This is a genomic window from Pseudomonas putida, assembly GCF_026625125.1.
In the GTDB taxonomy this organism is placed as follows: Bacteria; Pseudomonadota; Gammaproteobacteria; order Pseudomonadales; family Pseudomonadaceae; genus Aquipseudomonas; species Aquipseudomonas putida_X.
Genome location: NZ_CP113097.1, coordinates 1,669,976 through 1,690,783, shown reverse-complemented (window position 1 = coordinate 1,690,783; position 20,808 = coordinate 1,669,976). Strand labels below are relative to the sequence as shown.

The following is a 20,808-nucleotide window of genomic DNA, read 5'->3' as shown; positions in this document are numbered from 1 at the left end:
TAGGAAAGGTCCTAAAAATCGGCGGGAATTTCTTAACAACGATCCACGGAGCACTGCCATTGGCAGCGCTCCGCTCCAACTCAAGGGCGTGGGATAGCGCACGTTAGGCCTGCCGCGTGGATCGAGACCACAGCATGGTCCTCTGCCGACTCGATCGGCGTTTGAGTCCCTACCGATTTGTAGCTGACATACCCATTGGCATCGGTGTGGATGCCGTCGTACAGGTAAATCGGCAATACATAATCCTCGTAGGGGATACGCCAGACAAAACCATTGATATTATTTATATCGAGATCGATCTCATCCGGAAAATCGACCGAAATGGGTTGGTCGGTGCCATAAACCGTGGCTCGCCAAATCATCTGGACCTTATCGCCAATTTCGAAGCCGACCTCAGCAAGGTCCGGCACAGTAACGCGCAAAGCGGGGTCGTCCGGGTGAGGAGTGTCGCTCCAGATTGAATCGCAGTTAAGGTAGCCAGTATCAGTCACGCCCTGGAAAGCAGGTGCATCAGTTCGGATCACCACGCCGGAAACATCCACGCTAGTCGGCTTGGGCTGCGTGCCATTAGGGTTGCCCGGGCGGTGAATGGCGTAATGCATCGAGATAGTGCCGTTGCCCCCTGCCGCGACGTCATCCCATTGGATGTCCATCTCTAGATCTTTACCCAGATTATCGCTGGTGATCTCATGCTCAACGCCAAGTACTTTCTCACCCCTCCAGAACAGCGTGACGACATCTCCCTCTTTGAACTCTGGGTCCACCGGCACAACCACCTTCACAGGCTTATCGGCGTCGCTTGCATCCAAGCTGTTCTTGGTATTGGAGACCGCGCCATAGACCTCGGCAGGGTCCAGCTTGCCATTGATAGGCCCGGGCCATTCGGGATCAAGGATCGGATCGACAGGGCCGATACGCTCGAGATTGACGTTGAACGTGAAGTCCTTTTCACCTTTGTTCAGCAACGGGACCGAACCTCGCTTGACCTCGTAGGTTACAGTTACAGCGACGTCACCTACTCCTGTATCGCCGCCGTATTCTTCCCAAATCAAACTCTGGTCGATCCTGAACGGCATTGGGAAGGTACCCTCGCCCACGGCACGCCAGGGGGTAGACTTGGATCCCCAATGAACCCTGACTTCATCGGTGTCTTTGGCATTATTGAATTCAGGAACATGCACCTGAACTTCCAATGCAACGTCGGCTTGGTCGATCAGGCCATCTTCGGCCAACTCCACTTCCGGCGCTTCAAAGGTGGTAGGCCACGGGCCAAGTGCAACGCCGACCTCGAGGGGCTGGGAGGCCGAACTGTAGTTCCTGGCTTTGTCAGCCAAGGCATAGACCACTTTGACACCACCGTCCTTCACCCTCTCGATAACCGCCAGCGGAACCGTCAGATCCTGGGGTAAATCGCCTACAGGCACTGACAAGTCTGGTGACGGTAACGGATCGGGCAGTTCCTTGAGCCACCATACATGGACGGTATCGCCAGGTTTAAAGTCGGAGTACTCAGCCAGCTTGAGTTTCACCTGCCCTTTGTTCGAATCATCGACATTGGGGATATCCGCAAACTTCGGCGGTAATAGATTTTGGTAGGGCGCCACTCTATCGAAAATTAGCGTCTGGTCTGCGGAGCTGGAAACGTTACCATTTACAGCAGTTACCGTATAATGAAAGGTTCTAACGCCGTCCCCTATCTCGTCCAGGAGGTCTTGTGGAATTCGGATTTGCAGCGGAAACGTAGGTTTATCCTGAGGATCATAGCTCTCAAGAAAAAAAGGCGCCGGACTATGATCGAGATATACCTTAAGCGTGTCATTCTGGACCGGATGGGAAAACGGCCACTCTGGAATTTTGAAATGAAACGCAGCAGGCAAATCGTCCTTCGCCCGAAGAGCGTCACCTACTACCGTCATGTCGTTGTCATCTGCAATAAAGTCGCGATCCACAGCGGGTGCCGGTAATGTACCCGGCTCCAGCAATCGAAGCATACGCTTTCTACGTACTTCCTGGCGCACCTGTTCGGCAGCAGACACTTCGCAATTTGAACGTTCCATATCGATTCTTCCCCTTCGTTATTCGGAGACCGTTTGGTACAACGCACCTGCAGTAACTATCTGCACACCCGCGAGTTGGCGCAACTGGCAGTTTTATCAGGTTGCGAAACACCACGGGCGTGCTACGGGGTTTCGACTGAACATCAAGAAGACTGGCTGACCAACCTGTCCAGCGGATCGTAGCCATACGCCGCTTCAACGCCGGCTGAGGGCATCACCACGCTTACCAGACGCCCCAATGGGTCGTAGGTCAGGTTGCGCCCCTCCTCGTCGCGCGTCATGTTGCCGTCGGCGTCGTACAGCAGTTCCACTTCTTCGGGATAATCGCCATGGTTATTACGCACCCAGTGCAATTGCACCGGATCAGGCAGGTCGAATACATAAGTTGCCATATTCTGGCCTTCGGGGAATATTGTGCGTACGCGGGTGATATTGTCCAAGTTGTCAAAGCCGAATACCTGCTCCCGTATGACTTTGCCGTAGGGGTCTACCGGGGCATAGCCGTCCTCTGCCGTGCACGTGTACTTGGTCAACCGGCCACGGGCATCGTATTCGTAATGTTCATGGCGCAGTTCAGTCTCCCCCGCCAGCAGGTATTTGTCGCGCAACTGGTCAGTGGGGTAGTACTCCTGGCTCAGCGTCTGCTCGTGCTCGCCCATGTCGAACGTGCGGTGTATTTCACGGCCGAACTCATCGTATTCGAGGGTCGTCTTCAAATACTGTTCGCCGTCACGGGTTTCATACACTTCAAGGCGCCCCAATGGGTCATATTCGAACGTTGAACTGAGTGTTCCCAAGGTGGTGGAAGCAAGGCGGCCGTGCTGATCGTACTGGTACGTCTGCACCTGCCCAAGCACATCCGTGTACTCAAGTTCCCGCCCCTGCAGGCTGGCGCGATAGTGCATCTCGAAGGGCGGCTGGTCGCCAACCTGGCGTTTTTCGTACTTCAACTGGCCGGTACTGAAATAATCGCGCTCGAGCCCCTCGCCCTGTTCGTTGCACTTGGTCAGCCTGGCATTTTGTCCATCGTAGTCATACTGGGCCCGCACTTCAGTAGTTTCCACATACCGCTCCAACGGCTCCTCGCCCAATTGCGGCGCATAGCGGTACTTGATCTGGGCGCCCGCTGCGGTCACTACCGCTTCGGGCTGGCGCTGGCCTGGGGCAAAGTGCTGAACACGGCGGCGTCCGCCGGTGGTGGACTCGATCATGCGGTCCAACCCGTCGAAACGTTGCGTCCCCAACACCACCCCATCGACGTCGATCGCTACCGGCAGGTCCTCGCCGCTGTGTGGCGCATAGTCGCGGCGTACCACGGCACCATTGGCGAGGGTTTCGTCGCGCAGGCGGTCGAACTCGTCGTAGGTGAAGCGTTTGCTGGCCTGCGCGGCATCGATCTCGCGGCACTTGCGCCTCAGGCCGTCGTAGAAGTGCTGTTCGACACTGTATGAATTGCCGCCGGCATCGAAGCGCTCGATCCGGGTCGGCTGCTGCGCCAGGTCGAGCCAGGTACGCGTCACGCCAGTCTTGAGCGTGCCATCGGCCGACTCGCTCCAGGCATCGCGCAGGGGGCCGTCGGCGCTAGCATCACCGATCGGGTCGAGTTGATCATAGTGTTTCGCGCCATCGGCGCCTATTTCGCAATACCGCTCACCCCATGCGTCATACAGGTAGTGCGAGGGTAACGGCAGTTCGGTTTTGCGGTCGCTGTAGTCCAGCCAGTCGTATTCGACTTCCTCTACCAGGTCGCCCAGGGCGTCGTACCTGGCCTGGTACTTGATGCGGTAGTCTTGAGCCTTCGCCGGGGTATCGGCATCGGCATCCTGGCGTTCTTCTTCGACCACACGGTTCAGGCCGTCCACCCAGCTGCGGGTGATAACGTGCTTCACATCGGCCATGGTCTGGCTGGCACGCCCACCCGTGGCGCCCACCAGGGTGTAGGTATAGGTGCGTGAAGCCGTGTACTGGGGGTCATTGGGCGACACGGTTTCCTGGATCACCCGCCTCAACGGGTCGTATTGGTAGGCAATCTCGACCTGGTTGTCGTCGAGGTTGAGCAGCGGCTCGTTGATCAGCACACAGTGCTGCAGGGTGACAGTCTTGCGGGCGTCGCGCCGGCTACCATCCTCCAACTCCTCATCATGATCGAACCCGGTATGGGTCTGCACAGTCTGCAACACGTTGCCAGCGTCCCCTGTGAGCTTTTCATAGGTGTAGGCAACCTGGGTGATGTAGCTGACCTCGCTAGGCAAGCCACTCTCGGCCCGGGTAGTCGTCTCGCACTCGAGACGGCCATGACGCAGGGCATCTGCGGCGTCATCGAAATACAGGCTCTCCTTGGCCTGAATCGTCAGCGTGGCGTTGCCTTCATGCACTTGCAATTGCGCCTGGCGCTCCAGCAGGTAGTGGTCGGCGCCCTGGCTGCCGCCAAGGGTGTCGAACCTCCTGTAGTAGTAGCGGTTAGACAAGGTTTGCGCCTGGCCCTCGGCGTCGGTGGCCGGGTACCGGGTCTCTTCCTTGGTCGTGCGCACGAAACCGTACGGGTCGGGCGGGCAATCGTCGCCATCGCCTTGGGCCGGGTAGTAACTGTGGCGGGTGTATATCGTTCCGGCCAGGGTTGGCGCTTCCAGCAATTTGCCCTGGGCATCGTAACGGGGCACGGCCACCTCGGACTTGAGGGTCAGGTTGCCATGCTCGTCGTAGCGGGTGATCAGCACTTCTTCGCGCAGCTGGTTGCCGCGTTTCCAGCGCTGGGTCGTGCTGTAAGGGAGCTGGAAGTTGTTCGGTTGCCGGGCGAAGGTCAGCCCGGGAAGCTCATGGTAGGCGGTCTCGGCTTCCTGGATGTGTTCATCCTGGTTGGTGACCTGCTTGCTCAGCAGATGGAAGCGGTTGAATGTACGGGTGATGGTGCGCAGCGGCTGCTCCACGCCCTCAGCGTCGAGCACCCACTGTGTGGCGGTGGAGCCGTAGGTGAAATACTGGTCGGTGGAGTCGTAGAGATGATCCTCGCCATCGTCCTTCCACTGGATCCCGCTGCCATAGCCCAGGAAGTTGTTGCTGGTGTAGTCGTAGGTGGTGATCATCGGCGGCTGGTCGGCCCCGGGGTCGATCTGGTGGCGGGTCACCCGAGGCAGGGGGTCGGGCAGCTGGCCACCGCCGGGGAAGGTATGGCCGTCGTCATCGTAGGCGATGGTCTCCACGGCGCCGCTGGGGGTGGCTACCTCGCTCAGGAGGAACAGGCCACGCTGTTCACGGTAGTCGAAGCGCCAGCTGGCCTTGTCGTCGGTGGGCAGCACCACGGCGTCGATGCAGCGCCTGGCCGGCGAGCCCTGACTGCTGAGCTTGAGTTCGTAGCGCGCCAGGGGCGCTCCCCCCGGGCCGGCCCCCGGATGCAGATCGATCAGTACCCTGGCGCTCTCGTAGGTCAGCGTGAGCAGAGGCGGCCCGGCCTGCTTGATATGGTTGAGGCAGGGGGCATTTTCGGCGTAGGGGTTTTGCGTGTGCTCAAGGGTGATGGCATGGCCGGAGGCGGCTTCGACCCGCACCGGCAGGGCCACGCGGTTGCTTTGCGGGCCGTGGAGCTCGAGGAATTCGACCAGGCCGGTCTTGTGCACCACGCGAAAGTGCTCGGCATCATCGACATGGAAGTGGAAGCTTTCCAGCTTGCGCTCGGGAATGGCGTAGTCGTTGCTATCGCCGACAACCTTGTAGCGCTCGCCGGTGTGCAAGGTGAGCATGTTGCTCGCCGGCACGTATTCGGTAAGGTTCAACGTCCAGCCGACGCCGAAGCCCGAATCCTGGTTATTGAGTGGGTTGTAGGCCAGGCGCAGCGGCAATGACGGGCCGCTGAGGTCGTTACCGACCAGTTCGGGCAGTTCGATGGCCAGGGTGTACTGGCCGGTGCGCGGGTCCACGCTGTTTTGCACGAAGCTCAAGAAATTGAAGGCGTTGGAATGCACCAGAGTCTTGGTAGTCATGACCTGTTCCTAAATAGCGGTTGGTTTTTTCGCAAGCGCCCTGCGCAGCCGCAGGGCGCTTGCCGGTTCACCAGAGGCGCAACTCAACGGTGTTACGGTGGCCCGTCACCGTCGGGCCAGGGTAATCGATCACGACCGGATGCAGGTTGCCGTACAGGTCCCGAAGCCTGAACTTCAAGCCCCCCTCCAGGTGCTCGCGGTAATTGCGGTATGCCTCGCCGTTACCCATCTTGTCATGCCAATAGACGAGGTCATCCATGCGGTGGAGGCTGACCATCAAGTCACCCGGCGCAGGCCCCTTGCCTGGCACCAAATCTTCCTCCAGGTCCTCGAAGCCGATTTTTTCTTCGGCAAACAAGGCGCGCAGCCAGGGGTCGATAATGAGCCCCGGAGGCGAGGATGGGTCTTCGCCCTCATAGGGGTTGAAGGCGTAGGCCAGGTAGCTGGCAAAGCTTTCATCCAACTGCTCGCTTTCCCAGCGCACTGCCGAAAGCGCAGCAACAGGCTCACAGAGCAGGAACTTTACGTTAGGCCCAGAGCCATGAAGCCTGTACGAGAGCGTCCAGTAGTCGAGCGATGCCGTCCAATAGCTGAACGGGTCGTCCAGTCCCCCTGCATTACTGCCACGGATCTCCTTGATCCGATCGCGTTGCAGGTTGTAATGGCTGGCGTCGAGCGTTGGCGGGGCTACGCTCTGAATGTCGGTCTTGCCGTTCTTATCACGAGAGTCATATTCGCCACCCCCATCTTTGGTGAACTTGGCATAGATCGTCCGGGTGTTGGTCGCCTGGCCACTCTGCAGATACAGATACCGTCGGCGGGTCGCCTCAGGGTCGCCAGTAATCGCCGGTGACGTAGTGGCGGTTTGAGGGTGGAAGCGGTTCGGCAGCACAGCCACTGCCCAGTCGATACCGCTGCCAGGTGGCAAACCTTCCTGCTCCGGCGCCAGGAACTCCAGTTGGGTACTGCCAGCGTCATAATACAGTTTGAGCGTGGAGAGCTCAGTGGGTGACAGCGGTTGCTTCGGTTGCCCGCTAGGCGTCGAGGTTTCGATCGTCACCAGGATTTCGACCTGTTGCATGCCGTTGGCGTAGCACGTGTTCGAACCCGTGATCGCCAGGCTGAACTCGGTGAGGGCGGTCCAGGTAGGCGGTTCCACCGCTTCGGCGGCCAGTTCGACGACCGCATAGCCGCTTTGGCGTGGCGGGAAATTCGCCATCACCACCGTGACCTTGCTGTCTGGCTTCGGTGGGGGGGTGAACTCCCCCGTCTCACTATCAATAAAGCCCTCTCCGAAAAGCGACCACTCAATGCCTTCGTTCCCTCCTTCCACCTGGAATGTGATCGGCTGCGTGGCATCCACTGCCGGCACATGCGCCGGAGTGACGGTCAATGTGGCGCTAAAGGCAATGATGACCACAGTGGCCTCAGCGAAATGGCCACTACTGGTATCGGTTGCGCGAATGCGCTGCAGCAGAATCTGCGGCACGTTCTGTTCCGGCGTATCGGGTAGGAATGTAGCGATATTCCCGCTTGGACTCAGCTCGCCATAGATCTCCCCCTCCAGGCTCCAGGACCAGGATGCGGCCCCCCCCGTCGTACTGGCTATCAAGCTGATAGGACCTTCCCCCCTGCGCCAGGTGACTGCGCTGGGTGAGATGGACACTCGCTCGGCGTGCTCGACGGCGATCGAGGTGCGCACCTGGTTCTGTCCGCCGTCTTGGAAGGCGTTGGACACCACGACCACTTGCTGATTCTGCCTGAAGGCAGGGCGCGCTGAGGCCTCGTAGGTGCCGTCTGGCCGCATCGTCCCCGTGCTTTGGCGTTGGAGGTTGGCGGCGGTCCACTGGGACGCCGTTGCGTTGGCCTGGGTGCCGCGGCCATTGACCAGTTTGAACGCCCTGACGCCGCCGGCCTCGATCTGCGCCTGCAAGGGCTCGACGAACCACGAGCGCTCTGTGGCGCTTACCCGCGTGAAAGTGACGCGGTCCAGCGGATCATGTGTCTCACCCTCGCCCAGCACATGCGCGTTAGGTAGCGCCAGGTGCCCTGCAACACCCGGGACCTGGAGCGGGAAGAACTTGCGCAACCGATCGTGCATCAACACCGTGGCATTGAATGCTGCCCCACCTTGGATATCGACATCGTCGGGGATCAGATAGGGGAAACGCCCATCATTGGTCGGTAACCCGCCAGGCTCATCATCCGCACGCAACTGGCAGAACAGCACAACGGCCCCTGCTCCCTCTTGCGTGGCCTTGGCAGCATCAGGATGCGGCTGGGTCAGCACCTCGAAGCGCTGCACGCTCAACGGCCCTTTGTTCTGGAAGTCGAGCGTGGCCACCGTGAACATCTGCCGATAGGCGGGCAACGACTGGATGCGCGCACCCATGGCCTGGGCGATCTCCAGTTCCACCTCCCTGGCCAGGCCCAACTGGCAGTCGAAACCCTCTGCCTGGGTCATGTCGATCGCCAGCTTGCCGCTGCCATCGATAAGCCCCGTGACAACGGTCAGGCTCACTGTCATCTGCACGCGATGCCCCAACCCCGCGCCGAGGTTGGTGCTCTGCAACATGACTGGCGGCTGCGCGGGGGTGTCGAACATCTGCGTCATGGTGCCCGCGAGAATATCCAAGGTAAGCGTGGCCTTGTTGTCGGCCAGTTGGGCTGCTTCGAACGACAGCCGCGGCACGCCGAACACCAGGTTGTTCAACACGATTTGTTCATCCGGCCTATCGCCCGGTGACAGCTCCAGGGTGAATGGCAGCAGAAAGCTCAGGTCTCTGAAGGCCTCGAGATAGCGCTGTTCGAGCATCTTGTTGAGTTGCTCCCCCTCGAGCGCGATGATCGCGCCCCAGCCGTTCATGACTTGGCCTTGTTCCAGGCGTTGGAGAATCTGACCTTTGCTGTTTGAGATCATGAGCGTGCTCCGTTTTCAATAATGGGCGCCACGTCCAGATAGGGCATGGGCAGGATGGCGTAGGTCCACCAATAGCCACGAGCGCCCTGCTCGTAGGCCGCCACTACGGCATAGCTGTCGCTACCATCGGCAGCAGGCGTGTACAGGCCCAGTTCTAACGTTCCGTTGCCCCTGACCAGAAACCAATCGGCATCTTCGGGGGGGACCTGGTAATGGCCATCCTGGGTATCGGTCCAGAACTCCAGCTGCACGGCGCCGTCAGCCATCGGCTGGTACGTGAACCAGTGCGTTTCGTTGCGCAGCGGCAACAGCACGTCGATGGTTTGGCTGTCGTTTCCCCCTTCGACGATGATCTGCTCGAAGGCCATGAGATCGGAAAGGTCGACTGCGGAAAACTTGCAGCCCGCCGCCCGCCGGGCCTGCCACTGCTCGGAGGGCACCGGCATGAGTTTGCCGTAACGCTCGTCGAACGCCATGGTCGCGGCGCTGCTTTTCTTGGGCACGACATACAGGCGACCATCCTGCACGTCCGGAAGAGGGTTCGGGTCGGTCTGGATCGACCCGATCGCATCCTCCGACATACGCCATTGGAGGTTACTGCCTTGTAGCGAAGCGCCTGAAACCTTGTAGACGTTATCCTTGGTGGCGAGTTGCTGGGCGGTCATGATGACCGGGTCCAGGGCAATGCTGCGCTTGATGACGGTGACCAGGGCCCGGCTGACATGCTCGCCGCTGGTGGCCGTGACGATGACCACCTTCTGCGCATGGGGGATTGTCGAGGCGACCATGGGCGTGTACTTGCCATTGGCGTCGATGCTGCCGCAATCACCCTCTTCCGCCGGTAGGTTGCTCACTGCCCAGGTGACCCCGCTGGACGGCTCGGCGGTGAATTGATAGAACGAGCCTGCGCCAATGGTCACTTCAGTGGCATTGAGTTTGAGGGTGGTTTGAGAGGGTGCCAAGTAACCTGGGAGTACGAAATCACCGGGGTTGGAGCCTTTATCAGGCTGAATTGTGTTCGCGCCACCTTTGAAAATAAACCCATGAAGCAGCAACAGATTCATGAATCTGGTCGCCATGCTGAACCTTTCGAAGGCCAGTTGTATCCGCTGCTCAATGAGCCGGGGTGCTAGCGTATTCGCTTCGGACATAATCTTATACACATCGGGATCGACCTCGGCCCACCCACTCCAGTAGGGCCCAAATTCCAGCCCACCCTGCATGTCCCAGCGTTCTACTTTCAAGCAGGCTCTTTTATCACCATCAATTTCAATCGCAAAATCAACAGATAAGCTCCACCAATAATCAACAGATGAGGCGTACTCCCTTGAATTTCTATTCGCCTTAGCCACCAGACTAGTGGAATAGCCTCCAGTCCAAGTGATCGTAAACCACCCATCTTCAGACTGATGAGGTGTCACAGTAAATGCACCTTCCCCCAACCCCAAATCATCAGCGAATGCAAGTGCAAATCGTCCGAAACTCAAATAAGGCTCAGTCTCCGGGTCGGTCTCAGACCGCGGCACGTCCAGCGCCCCCTGCGTTACTCGAACCCCTTGAATGAACCCCCCGTCACTGCCACCCAATACTTCAAACTCGTAAGGTTTACCCACGTTGTCAAACTGAAGATCGAAAAACCATTGTTCCAACACTCGCGGCAAGAAAAAATTATGCGAAAAAACCACATTGGTGCTATAGGGCATTGCAGCATTGGGCGCTTCGGGTAGCAGGTAATGGAAGTCTTTATCAGTCACCGGCATGCTGCCGTTTTCACTGCCCTTCATTGTCACGAAAAGCAGCACAGCACCTTCGCCATCCGTTGCATTGGGCTCGGCGTGGGTCCTGATCAAAAAACGCTCTGGCTGTACCAAGTCGACCAAGACGATGCTGAGCTCACACAGGGTTAACGCTTTCTTTTCGTCAGGCCAATTGGCAAATATCTCTTTATACCGCGCACCGCCCAAATGGTTCTCTTCCGGGTAATCTGAAAAGGTCAGGTAAAACTCCCAACTCGGATTGCTTAAATCGATGATAACACTCGCCCGAAGACCAATTAGCCGCTCCACGTGGCCCGGCGTTTTTCCCAATTCCAAACGCACATGCAAAACAGGCCCATTCAAGGCATCTGCCCATTTGAGCGAGTTGATACGATAACCACCGTTCAGGTCGAGGCCCACCTGAAACTGGCGGCCACCCACGATGCGCATCGACAGGTCTGCGCTGCTGTTCGGCAGGTCGGTGGCCTCGAACTTCAGGCGCGGCTTGTCCAGGCGTTGCCCTTCGGAAACTTGCCAACCCTGGGTGAGGGGTACAGCGAAGGTCAGGGTTTCAAAAAATGTTCCGTTGTCAAAACGATCTATGTATTCCTGCATCAGCAAATCATTGGTTGTCTCACGGTCATAAGCGACAATCGCGTCCCAACCCCAAGTCCGGGGTTTTTCGCGCATGAAACTCAGAAAATCTTCAAACGACTCTCTAGCCATTTTTCTGTCCTCGATTGAATGGTCAACGGTTATCGACGTTTTCGAAATTCACCGTTACCTGGCTTTCAAACATTTCACCGAGCTTCTGCGCCCTCACTACGTCTTCCGGAATTGTGAGTTCGATTACGCCTGCGTCGGCTTCGTCTGGATGCCTGGCCATTCCATCGAACAGCCAGATCATCATCGCCCAAGGTCTCAAAATCGATTTCATCGTCGGTAGTGAGTATTTCGATGATCGGAGCGGGTGGCGGCGTTAGCGGCTCGACCGCCTGTTCAAGTCGGCGTGACATTGGCATATTCCTCGTGGGCTCAGGGCTCATTTATAAGCGCGTTTGAGCCACCCGCCTACTAGCAAAATTAACAGGTCAACCGGATTAAGTGCCGCAACAAACATCGGCCTTCAACCGATCTCAGGCACGGTAGGCACCCCGCCTGAACAGCCCCTAGCGTGCTGATCATTGACGTTGCTGCACTTATATTTAATTACGCTGCAAGCGCAAAAAACATGCAGCACCCAACGGCCGGCACATAGCCTGGCTTAACAAGTAATGTGCCGACATAGTTGATGAAGATCGCAGTAACTTCAGCGTGCTGGCCCGTTAGGCCAAGCGCTGAAGCGTTTGGCTGTAGCGACTGGAGATCATGAGCTTTCTCCGTTTTCAATAATGCGCGCCACGTCCAGATAGGGCATGGGCAGGATGGCGTAGGTCCACCAATAGCCACGAGGATTGCCAGGCTCGAAGGCCACCACTACGGCATAGCTGTCGCTACCATCGGCAGCGGGCGTGTACAGGCCCAGGTCTAACGTTCCTTTGCCCTTCACCAGAAACCAATCGGCACATTCGGGTTCTATCCGCAGAGCGCCATCCATGGTATCGGTCCAGAGCTCCAGCTGCACGCTGCCGTCAGCCATTGGCTGATACTGGAACCAGTGCGTTTCGTTCTGTAGCGGCAACAGCACGTCGATGGTTTGGCTGTCGTTTTCGCCTTCGACGATGATCTGCTCGAAGGCCATGAGATCGGAAAGGTCGACTGCGGAAAACTTGCAGCCCGCCGCCCGCCTGGCCTGCCACTGCTCGGAGGCCACCGGCATGAGTTTGCCGTAACGCTCGTCGAACGCCATGGTCGCGGCGCTGCTTTTCTTGGGCACGACATACAGGCGACCATCCTGCACGTCCGGAAGAGGGCTCGGGTCGGTCTGGATCGAGCCGATCGCACCCTCCGACATACGCCATTGGAGGGTACTGCCTTGTAGCGAAGCGCCCGAAACCTTGTAGACGTTATCCTTGGTGGCGAGTTGCTCGGCGGTCATGATGACCGGGTCCAGGGCGATGCTGCGCTTGATGACGGTGACCAGGGCCCGGCTGATATGCTCGCCGCTGGTGGCCGTGACGATGACCACCTTCTGCGCATGGGGGATTGTCGAGGCGACCATGGGCGTGTACTTGCCGTTGGCATCGATGCTGCCGCAATCACCCTCTTCATCCGGCAAGTTGCTCACGGCCCAGGTGACCCCGCTGGATGGCTCGGCGGTGAATTGATAGAACGAGCCGGCGCCAAGGGTCACTTCAGTGGCATTGAGTTTGAGGGTGGTTTGGGAGGGTGCCAAGTAACCGGGGAGTACGACATCACCAGGGAGGAAGGCCTTATCAAGCTGTATTACCTCTGCTCCACCCCTGAACAACAAGCCATGAAGCAGGAACAAATTGATATCGTTGGTAGCTTCTGCGAATTCTTCGAAGCTTTTCACTAATCGTTGTTTGACCTGCTCGGAACCTACTGGCCCCGCTGCGGCTATGATTGCCGCCACACTGGGGTCCCACTCGAGCGCCTCCTCCCATGATGGCCTAAGTTCCAGCACACTCATAGCGGTCATCTGCTCTAATTTCAGAGAGCATTTTTTCGTGCCATCAATTTCGAGGAAATAAATTCCACTTCCCTCCCAAGTAAAATCACTTTCGCCAGTGTGGACTCCTGACGTATCATTCGCCCTAGCGACCAAATAACTGTTATTTTTTCCTGTCCATAGAAACTGAAGCCTCCCTTCGTCATGCTTATAATAGGTCAGGGTAAATTCACCTTCGCCCCACACGTCATCAGGAGCAAATGCAAGTTTGAATCCATTTTGAAAGTCTAAAATAGGTTCAGCTCCCGGACCAGTCTCATAAGGCGGCATATATAACACCCCCTGAGTTGCTTTGATTCCTTCTATGAACCCCGTTTCACTGTCACCCAATGTTTCAAACTCGAAAGGCCTCTCTTCGTTGGCACTATTGAGTCCGGCAAACCATTTTGCCATCAACCGCTGCAAGAAAAATCTTTGTGAAAAGATTAAATTGGTGGTATAGGGTATCGGAGCATCAGGGAGTAGGTAGTGAAAGTCTTTATCGTTCGCCGGTAACTTGCCGTTTTCCCCTCCCTGCATTGTCACGAACAGCAGCACAGCACCTTCGCCATCCGCTGCATTGGGCTCGGCATGGGTTCTGATCAAAAAACTGGCGGGCTGCACGAAGTCGTCCGGGGCGACCCTGAGCGTATTCAGGGTTAACTTTTTCTTTTCGTCATGCCAATTGGAAAATATCTCTTTGTAGCGTGCACCGCCCACCCGGTTCTCTTCCGGGTAGTCTGAAAAGGTCAGGTAAAAATCCCAAGTCGGATTGCTCAAGTCGATGACGACTTTCGCCTCCCCTTTGTATACCGGTTCTATATGGCCCGGCGTATTCCCCAAGCGCAGACGCACATGCAGTACCGGCCCATTCAGTGCATCGGCCAGTTTAATGGAGTTGAACCGATAACCACGGTTCAGGTCGAGACCCACGTGAAACTGGCGGCCGCCCACGATGCGCATCGACAAATCTGCTGTGCTGTCACCCAGATCGGCAGCCTCGAACTTCAGACGGGGCTTGTCCAGACGTTGCCCTTCGGAAATTTGCCAACCCTGGGTGATGGGTACCGCGAAGGTCAGGGTTTCAAAGTACGCATCACTTTTGAAACGCTCTATATATTCCTGCATCAGCAAGTCATTAGTCGTATTACGGTCATAAGCGACAATTGCGTCCCAGTCCCAAGTGCGGGGCTTTTCGCTCATGAAGCTCAGAAAATCCTCAAGCGATTCTCTAGCCATTTTTCTGTCCTCGATTGGATGATCAATCGTTATTGAGCCATTGTTAAATAAAGTGTGGAGAACGTCGTAGTCACATCCTCTCGATCGACGTTTTCGAAGTTCACCGTTACGTGGATTTCAAACACTTCACCGAGCGTCTGCGCCCTCACTACGTCTTCCGGGATTGGGAGCTCGATCACGCCTGCCGCCACTTCGTCTGGCGTGGTCGGCTCATTACGTAGAACTCTTGCGAACGGACCCGAGTTCCCCTTACCAATAAACGCGATGTTCACATGCTGCTCCGCAGCCATGAACACCCACTGCGTGAGGGCAAGGTGTGCCCCCTCCGCCAAGGCTTTTTCACGCGACAACAACTGGCCTCGAGCCTGGGCACAGGTGATTTGTGGATAACGGCTGGTGACTAACGGCAATATCCGTAAATGGACCGGCGGCGAGACCTGGAGCGTTTTCCCGTCCTTGACAATGTGCCAGAGCACCTCGAAGCGCTTATTGGCGGATTGGGCATTGGCCTCCATGTTGGCCGCCACGGCGCTGGCAGGCACCCTGAAACGCCAGGGCCAAGCGGGGCTTACCGGCTCGGTGGCGACATGGGTACCGGCGTCGGGGCGCCCAAGCCAATGCACCTGCACCGTTTCGCCCACGCGCAGGTCGACGGGCGGCACATTGATATAGGCCCCGCCTATAGCGCTATTGGCATCGAGCCACAAATGGCTGGGGTTTTCGCCACCTTCCCCCTGGGCTTGCTCGACCTCGACGACTGCCAAGTCTCGTGTGTCGACCAGCTCCACATCCAGGGTTTCCGAAGCCAGGCCCAGGCCCTCGCGAGCGCTTTGGTACGAGAGTTTCAGACGCTCACTGGTTTTGAGCACCTGCGCGCCTAGCTGGAAGGTAATCTCCCCACCATGCAGGGTACTCAGGTCTGCCCGTTCGAAGCCGACGGGCTGCCCGTTGACCTGCAACAAGATCCAGTCCGAGACATTGAGCTGAGGGTAGGCGTTGACCCGCAGCGTCAGCCCCTCGGGAAATTCGATGGGGTCCAGTTCGCCGCCCTCGTAGTCGTCGATGGTCAGCTGCGGCAGGCGGTCCTCGGGAAGCGGGCCAATGTTCAGCCTCTGCACCGGCCCCACCAGGGCCTCGCCGCCAGAAGCAAGCTTGATCTGATAGCAGACATCCGCGTAATCGCCGCCTTGTAGGAAATTGAACTGGTCTCTGGGAACTTGCCTGATCACCGGCAGGCCGACATCGGCCTCCGTCAGCACTGGCTCAAGGTCGGTCCAGGGGACCTCAGGGAAACCGTCGCTGTACCCCTGGAAGGTCAACTTGACGTCGTCGCCTTTTTGCATGGCTTGGTAGGGAGGGATGATGAACGTCGCCCCGGCGCTGCCAAGGTCATCGGGGTCGATGTACAACCTATGGGACTCCAAAGCCTGCGCGACCGGCAGATGTTCCATGCGATGTGCACGGACCCCCACAAAAGCGAAGCGACGCAGCGAATGCCCCAGTGCTGGGTTGGTTACTTCGCAAGAGACGAATGCGTAGCCTTGGTCTGCGGCAACGATGAATCCATTTAGGATGTTGATCGTGACGCGGTTTGTCTGGGAGTTGAAATTGCTCTCATCGACCTCATGATCGCCGTAGATATCAAAACCTTGGCCTGCGGCATCCGCCCCTCGCCAGTGAACGTGAAATGTATCGCCCAGTGCGATGCCTGGCCATTCCATCGAAACAGCCAGATCATCCTCGCCCAAGATTTCAAAATCGATTTCATCGTAGGTATTGAGTATTTCGATGATCGGGGCGGGTGGCGGCGTTAGCGGCTCGACCGCCTGTTCAAGTCGGCGTGACATTGGCATATTCCTCATGGGCTCAGAGCTCCTTTATAAGTGCGCTTGAGCCACCCGCCTACTAGCAAAATTAACAGGTCAACCGGATTAACCACCGCAACAAACATCGGCCTTCAACCGATCTCAGGCACGTAGGCACCCCGCCTGAACAGCCCCTAGCGTGCTGATTATTGACGTTGCTGCTCTTATTGTTAATTACGCTGCAAGCGCAAAAAACATGCAGCACCCAACGGCCGGCACATAACCTGGCTTAACAAGTAATGTGCCGACATAGTTGATGAAGATCGCAGTAAACTTCAGCGTGCTGGCCAGTAGGCCAAGCGCTGAAGCGTTTGGCTGTAGCGACTGGAGATCATGAGCTTTCTCCATTTTCAATAATGCGCGCCACGTCCAGATAGGGCATGGGCAGGATGGCGTAGGTCCACCAATAGTCACGACGACTGCCAGGCTCGTAGGCCACCACTACGGCGTAGCTGTCGCTACCATCGGCAGCGGGCGTGTACAGGCCCAGGTCTAACGTTCCGTTGCCCTTCACCAGAAACCAATCGGCACATTCGGGTTCTATCCGCAGAGCGCCATCCATGGTATCGGTCCAGAGCTCCAGCTGCACGCTGCCGTCAGCCATTGGCTGGTACTGGAACCAGTGCGTTTCGTTCTGTAGCGGCAACAGCACGTCGATGGTTTGGCTGTCGTTTTCGCCTTCGACGATGATCTGCTCGAAGGCCATGAGATCGGAAAGGTCGACTGCGGAAAACTTGCAGCCCGCCGCCCGCCTGGCCTGCCACTGCTCGGAGGCCACCGGCATGAGTTTGCCGTAACGCTCGTCGAACGCCATGGTCGCGGCGCTGCTTTTCTTGGGCACGACATACAGGCGACCATCCTGCACGTCCGGAAGAGGGTTCGGGTCGGTCTGGATCGACCCGATCGCACCTTCCGACATACGCCATTGGAGGGTACTGCCTTGTAGCGAAGCGCCCGAAACCTTGTAGACGTTATCCTTGGTGGCGAGTTGCTCGGCGGTCATGATGACCGGGTCCAGGGCGATGCTGCGCTTGATGACGGTGACCAGGGCCCGGCTGATATTCTCGCCGCTGGTGGCCGTGACGATGACCACCTTCTGCGCATGGGGGATTGTCGAAGCGGCCATGGGCGTGTACTTGCCGTTGGCATCGATGCTGCCGCAATCACCCTCTTCATCCGGCAAGTTGCTCACTGCCCAGGTGACCCCGCTGGATGGCTCGGCGGTGAATTGATAGAACGAGCCGGCGCCGAGGGTCACTTCAGTGGCATTGAGTTTGAGGGTGGTTTGAGAGGGTGCCAAGTAGCCAGGGAGTACGAAATCACCGGGGTGGGAGCCTTTATCAGGCTGAATTGTGTTCGCGCCGCCTTTGAAAATAAACCCATGAAGCAGCAACAGATTCATGAATCTGGTAGACATGCTGAAACTTTCGAAGGCCAGTTGTATCCGCCGGTCAATGAGGTGGGATGCTAAAGTATTCGCTTCAGTTACAATCTTATACATATCGGGATCGACCGCGGCCCACTCACGCCAGTAGGGGCCAAATTCCAGCCCAGCCTGCATGTCCCAGCGTTCTAATTTCAAGTAGGTTCTTTTATCAGCATCAATCCCAATCGCAAAATCAGCAGATAGGCTCCACCAATGATCAACACCTGAGGCGTACTCCCTTGAGTTTCTGTTCGCCTTAGCCACCAGAGTAGTGGTATGGCCTCCAGTCCAAGTGATCGTAAACCACCCCTCTGCATACTGATGAGGTGTCACAGTAAATGCACCTTCCCCCCACTCCCAATCATCAGCGAATGCAAGTGCAAATCGTCCAAAACTCAAATAAGGCTCACTCTCCGGGTCGGTGCTATAATCCGGCACCGCCAACGCCCCCTGGGTTACTCGAACCCCTTGAATGAACCCTCCATCACTGCCACCCAATACTTCAAACTCGTAAGGTTTACCCACGTTGTCAAAATGAAGGCCGAAAAACCATTGTTCCAACACCCGCGGCAAGAAAAAATTATGCGAAAAAACCACATTGGTGCTATAGGGCATTGCAGCATTGGATGCTTCGGGTAGCAGGTAATGGAAGTCTTTATCAGCCACCGGCATGCTGCCGTTTTCACTGCCCTTCATTGTCACGAAAAGCAGCACAGCTCCTTCGCCATCCGTTGCATTGGGCTCGGCGTGGGTCCTGATCAAAAAACTCTCTGGCTGCACAAAGTCGACCAATAAGATCCTGAGCTCACACAGCGTTAACGCTTTCTTTTCGTCAGGCCAATTGGCGAATATCTCTTTGTACCGCGCACCGCCCAAATAATTCTCTTCTGGGTAGTCTGAAAAGGTCAGGTAAAACTCCCAACTCGGATTGCTCAAATCGATGATGACACTCGCCTGCCCACCCATTAGCCGCTCCACATGGCCCGGCGTTCTGCCCAATTCCAAACGCACATGCAGTACAGGGCCATTCAGTGCATCGGCCAGTTTAATGGAGTTGAACCGATAACCACGGTTCACGTCGAGACCCACGTGATACTGGCGGCCGCCCACGATGCGCATGGACAAATCTGCTGTGCTGTGACCCAGATCGGCATCCTCGAACTTCAGGCGGGGCTTGTCCAAGCGCTGCCCTTCGGACACCTGCCAACCTTGGGTGAGGGGTACGGCGAAAGTCAGGGTTTCAAAATATGACCTATTTTCAAAACGATCTATGTATTCCTGCATCAGCAAATCATTGGTCGTACCACGGTCATAAGCGACAATTGCGTCCCAACCCAAAGTGCGGGGTTTTTCTTTCATGAAGCTCAGAAAATCCTCAAACGATTCTCTAGCCATTTTTCTGTCCTCTATTGATGCTTTGCGGGAGCCGAACTTCTTTATAACTGAGCCCCCGCCATCCGCCTACTGGCAAAATTATCAGGTCCTCGGTATTCACCTGGGCTACCTAGCCTGAAACGCTGCCAGATAATCTGGACCCCTCTATGCGCCCCGCCGGACCTAGCAGTTTTGCCAGGTGCCTCACCGCCCCCATTGGGTTAGCTTCTTTAACAGTAACGAAAGCCGGGGCATGTTAAGCACCGCTACAACCATCGGCCTATTAATCGATCTGACGCGAGGCAGCCACCATGGCTAAATATAAGCTACTGTGCAGTTTATTGACTCTACTGCTTCTATCAGTGAACCACGCCGCAGTTGCGCAAGGCGGCGGTACTATCACGCTGCTGAATCCGCAGAAGGACAAATGCATTTTTGATATTCCCGGCCCCGGCACAGGGGTGACCCAGCAATTCAACCTGACCGCCTATGGCTCGTCCCTGCAATGCAAGGACTGGAAGGTCAGAAGCCTCGTGTTGACGGATCTTCCCTCCTCCGCGACTATCTACATGACCGATGACCCTTGGTGTACCCGTGGTAAGGGCAAACACGAAATTACATTACGCATCTCAGAGGCCTCAACTTCTACAGACCCGCGGACCCCCTGGGAAATCGCCAATCTCTATACGTTCCAGCCTGGATATATCATTACGCGCGGCGTAAAACTGCAGTCGATGACACTGAAGCCTGAGGCTGACCCACAGGATTCGGTCGAGTGCATTGAAGTTAGAACGTCCGCAGACATCGATACACCAAAGCTGAAACCCACGAGCGTTGACGCTAGCGGTGACTATCCAACAGGTGAGAAAGATTCTAAATTCAATTGCCCGCCACAATGGGTGATTACTGGTAGAAGACACTACAACGACGAGAACGGTCAGACCATCTATACGTGCGCGCGCCTAAAGCAAGGCGACAGCTACGTCGTATTAAGTGAGCAAAGCCAATCCCGTTCATTCATAGAGAAGGGCGGGCATTACTTTACTTGCCCACCTAATCAAGTCATGACCGGCCGAGATCACTACAGCGACGAAAATGGCGACACAGTCTATCGGTGCATGACACCCAAGACAGAAAGCGGCCATAGACTTACCGTTACGCCTGAGCCGTGGAGCAATGCGCAAAGGGAGAAGGGGAGCAACTTCCAATGCGGGCCTACCAAGGTCATGATTGGTCGCTGGCATTATAAAGACGAAAATGGCGATACCCGCGTGCGCTGCGCACTCGTGCAATGATTTTTATCCATTCGCACTATAGGTCTACCAATCATGAGCAATCCATCCATTGTCAGCGCCGAAGCTTTCAATTTCCGCAGGCCCACTCGCCAACTAGCGAGATTAACGGCACCCCATAGTCATCTTGGCGATCACTACACTTTTTTAACCCTGCCAGTTAATCCCGGACCAGCCTGTGCGCCCTTGAAGAACCTATCATTTTTGCCAGGTGCCTCACCGCCCCGATTGGAATAGTTTCTTTAAGAGTAATGACGGCTGGGGCACGTCAAGCACGGCTACAGACACCG

9 protein-coding genes are annotated in these 20,808 nt (G+C 56.8%); 1 reads left to right on the top strand and 8 read right to left on the bottom strand.

The features are described 5' to 3' along the window. Positions 1-80 precede the first annotated feature (80 nt). From OSW16_RS07695 to OSW16_RS07660, 8 genes are all read right to left on the bottom strand, one after another. Entirely contained in the window at positions 81-2,057 is a 1,977-nt protein-coding gene (locus OSW16_RS07695; protein WP_267822031.1) for a hypothetical protein, read from the bottom strand. A 143-nt stretch (positions 2,058-2,200) separates the two neighbouring features. Next, positions 2,201-6,034 carry a sugar-binding protein gene (locus tag OSW16_RS07690; protein ID WP_267822029.1) on the bottom strand — a complete coding sequence of 1,278 codons (3,834 nt, stop codon included), beginning with the start codon at positions 6,032-6,034 and terminating at the stop codon, positions 2,201-2,203. A gap of 67 nt (positions 6,035-6,101) precedes the next feature. Then, a complete protein-coding gene (locus OSW16_RS07685) occupies positions 6,102-8,954 on the bottom strand; it encodes a hypothetical protein (protein WP_267822027.1) in 2,853 nt (950 codons plus the stop codon). Beyond that, on the bottom strand, positions 8,951-11,437 hold the full coding sequence (locus tag OSW16_RS07680; RefSeq protein ID WP_267822025.1) for a hypothetical protein: 2,487 nt from the start codon (positions 11,435-11,437) through the stop codon (positions 8,951-8,953). The genes OSW16_RS07685 and OSW16_RS07680 overlap by 4 nt, the downstream gene beginning before the upstream one ends. 22 nt (positions 11,438-11,459) lie before the next feature. Further along, positions 11,460-11,621: a hypothetical protein gene (locus tag OSW16_RS07675; protein ID WP_267822023.1), complete on the bottom strand. Its 162-nt coding sequence runs from the start codon at positions 11,619-11,621 to the stop codon at positions 11,460-11,462. Between the two features lie 456 nt (positions 11,622-12,077). Beyond that, the gene (locus tag OSW16_RS07670; RefSeq protein WP_267822021.1) at positions 12,078-14,561 is read right to left on the bottom strand and encodes an Ig-like domain-containing protein; all 2,484 of its coding nucleotides are present in this window, start codon (positions 14,559-14,561) and stop codon (positions 12,078-12,080) included. A gap of 29 nt (positions 14,562-14,590) precedes the next feature. Then, entirely contained in the window at positions 14,591-16,408 is a 1,818-nt protein-coding gene (locus OSW16_RS07665; RefSeq protein WP_267822019.1) for a hypothetical protein, read from the bottom strand. Between the two features lie 349 nt (positions 16,409-16,757). Beyond that, on the bottom strand, positions 16,758-19,247 hold the full coding sequence (locus tag OSW16_RS07660; RefSeq protein ID WP_267822017.1) for an Ig-like domain-containing protein: 2,490 nt from the start codon (positions 19,245-19,247) through the stop codon (positions 16,758-16,760). A 290-nt stretch (positions 19,248-19,537) separates the two neighbouring features. Between OSW16_RS07660 and OSW16_RS07655 the strand changes: the two genes are divergently transcribed. After that, positions 19,538-20,521, top strand: coding sequence for a hypothetical protein (locus OSW16_RS07655; RefSeq protein ID WP_267822015.1), 984 nt, complete (start codon positions 19,538-19,540; stop codon positions 20,519-20,521). The last annotated feature ends 287 nt before the right edge of the window (positions 20,522-20,808 follow it).

What these genes read in the sequence shown, in the direction of transcription:
- OSW16_RS07685 (WP_267822027.1), bottom strand. Translation starts at nt 8,954, where the DNA reads ATGATCTCAAACAGCAAAGGTCAGATTCTCCAACGCCTGGAACAAGGC.
- OSW16_RS07660 (WP_267822017.1), bottom strand. Translation starts at nt 19,247, where the DNA reads ATGGCTAGAGAATCGTTTGAGGATTTTCTGAGCTTCATGAAAGAAAAA.
- OSW16_RS07670 (WP_267822021.1), bottom strand. Translation starts at nt 14,561, where the DNA reads ATGGCTAGAGAATCGCTTGAGGATTTTCTGAGCTTCATGAGCGAAAAG.
- OSW16_RS07680 (WP_267822025.1), bottom strand. Translation starts at nt 11,437, where the DNA reads ATGGCTAGAGAGTCGTTTGAAGATTTTCTGAGTTTCATGCGCGAAAAA.
- OSW16_RS07665 (WP_267822019.1), bottom strand. Translation starts at nt 16,408, where the DNA reads ATGTCACGCCGACTTGAACAGGCGGTCGAGCCGCTAACGCCGCCACCC.
- OSW16_RS07695 (WP_267822031.1), bottom strand. Translation starts at nt 2,057, where the DNA reads ATGGAACGTTCAAATTGCGAAGTGTCTGCTGCCGAACAGGTGCGCCAG.
- OSW16_RS07655 (WP_267822015.1), top strand. Translation starts at nt 19,538, where the DNA reads ATGGCTAAATATAAGCTACTGTGCAGTTTATTGACTCTACTGCTTCTA.
- OSW16_RS07690 (WP_267822029.1), bottom strand. Translation starts at nt 6,034, where the DNA reads ATGACTACCAAGACTCTGGTGCATTCCAACGCCTTCAATTTCTTGAGC.
- OSW16_RS07675 (WP_267822023.1), bottom strand. Translation starts at nt 11,621, where the DNA reads ATGATGATCTGGCTGTTCGATGGAATGGCCAGGCATCCAGACGAAGCC.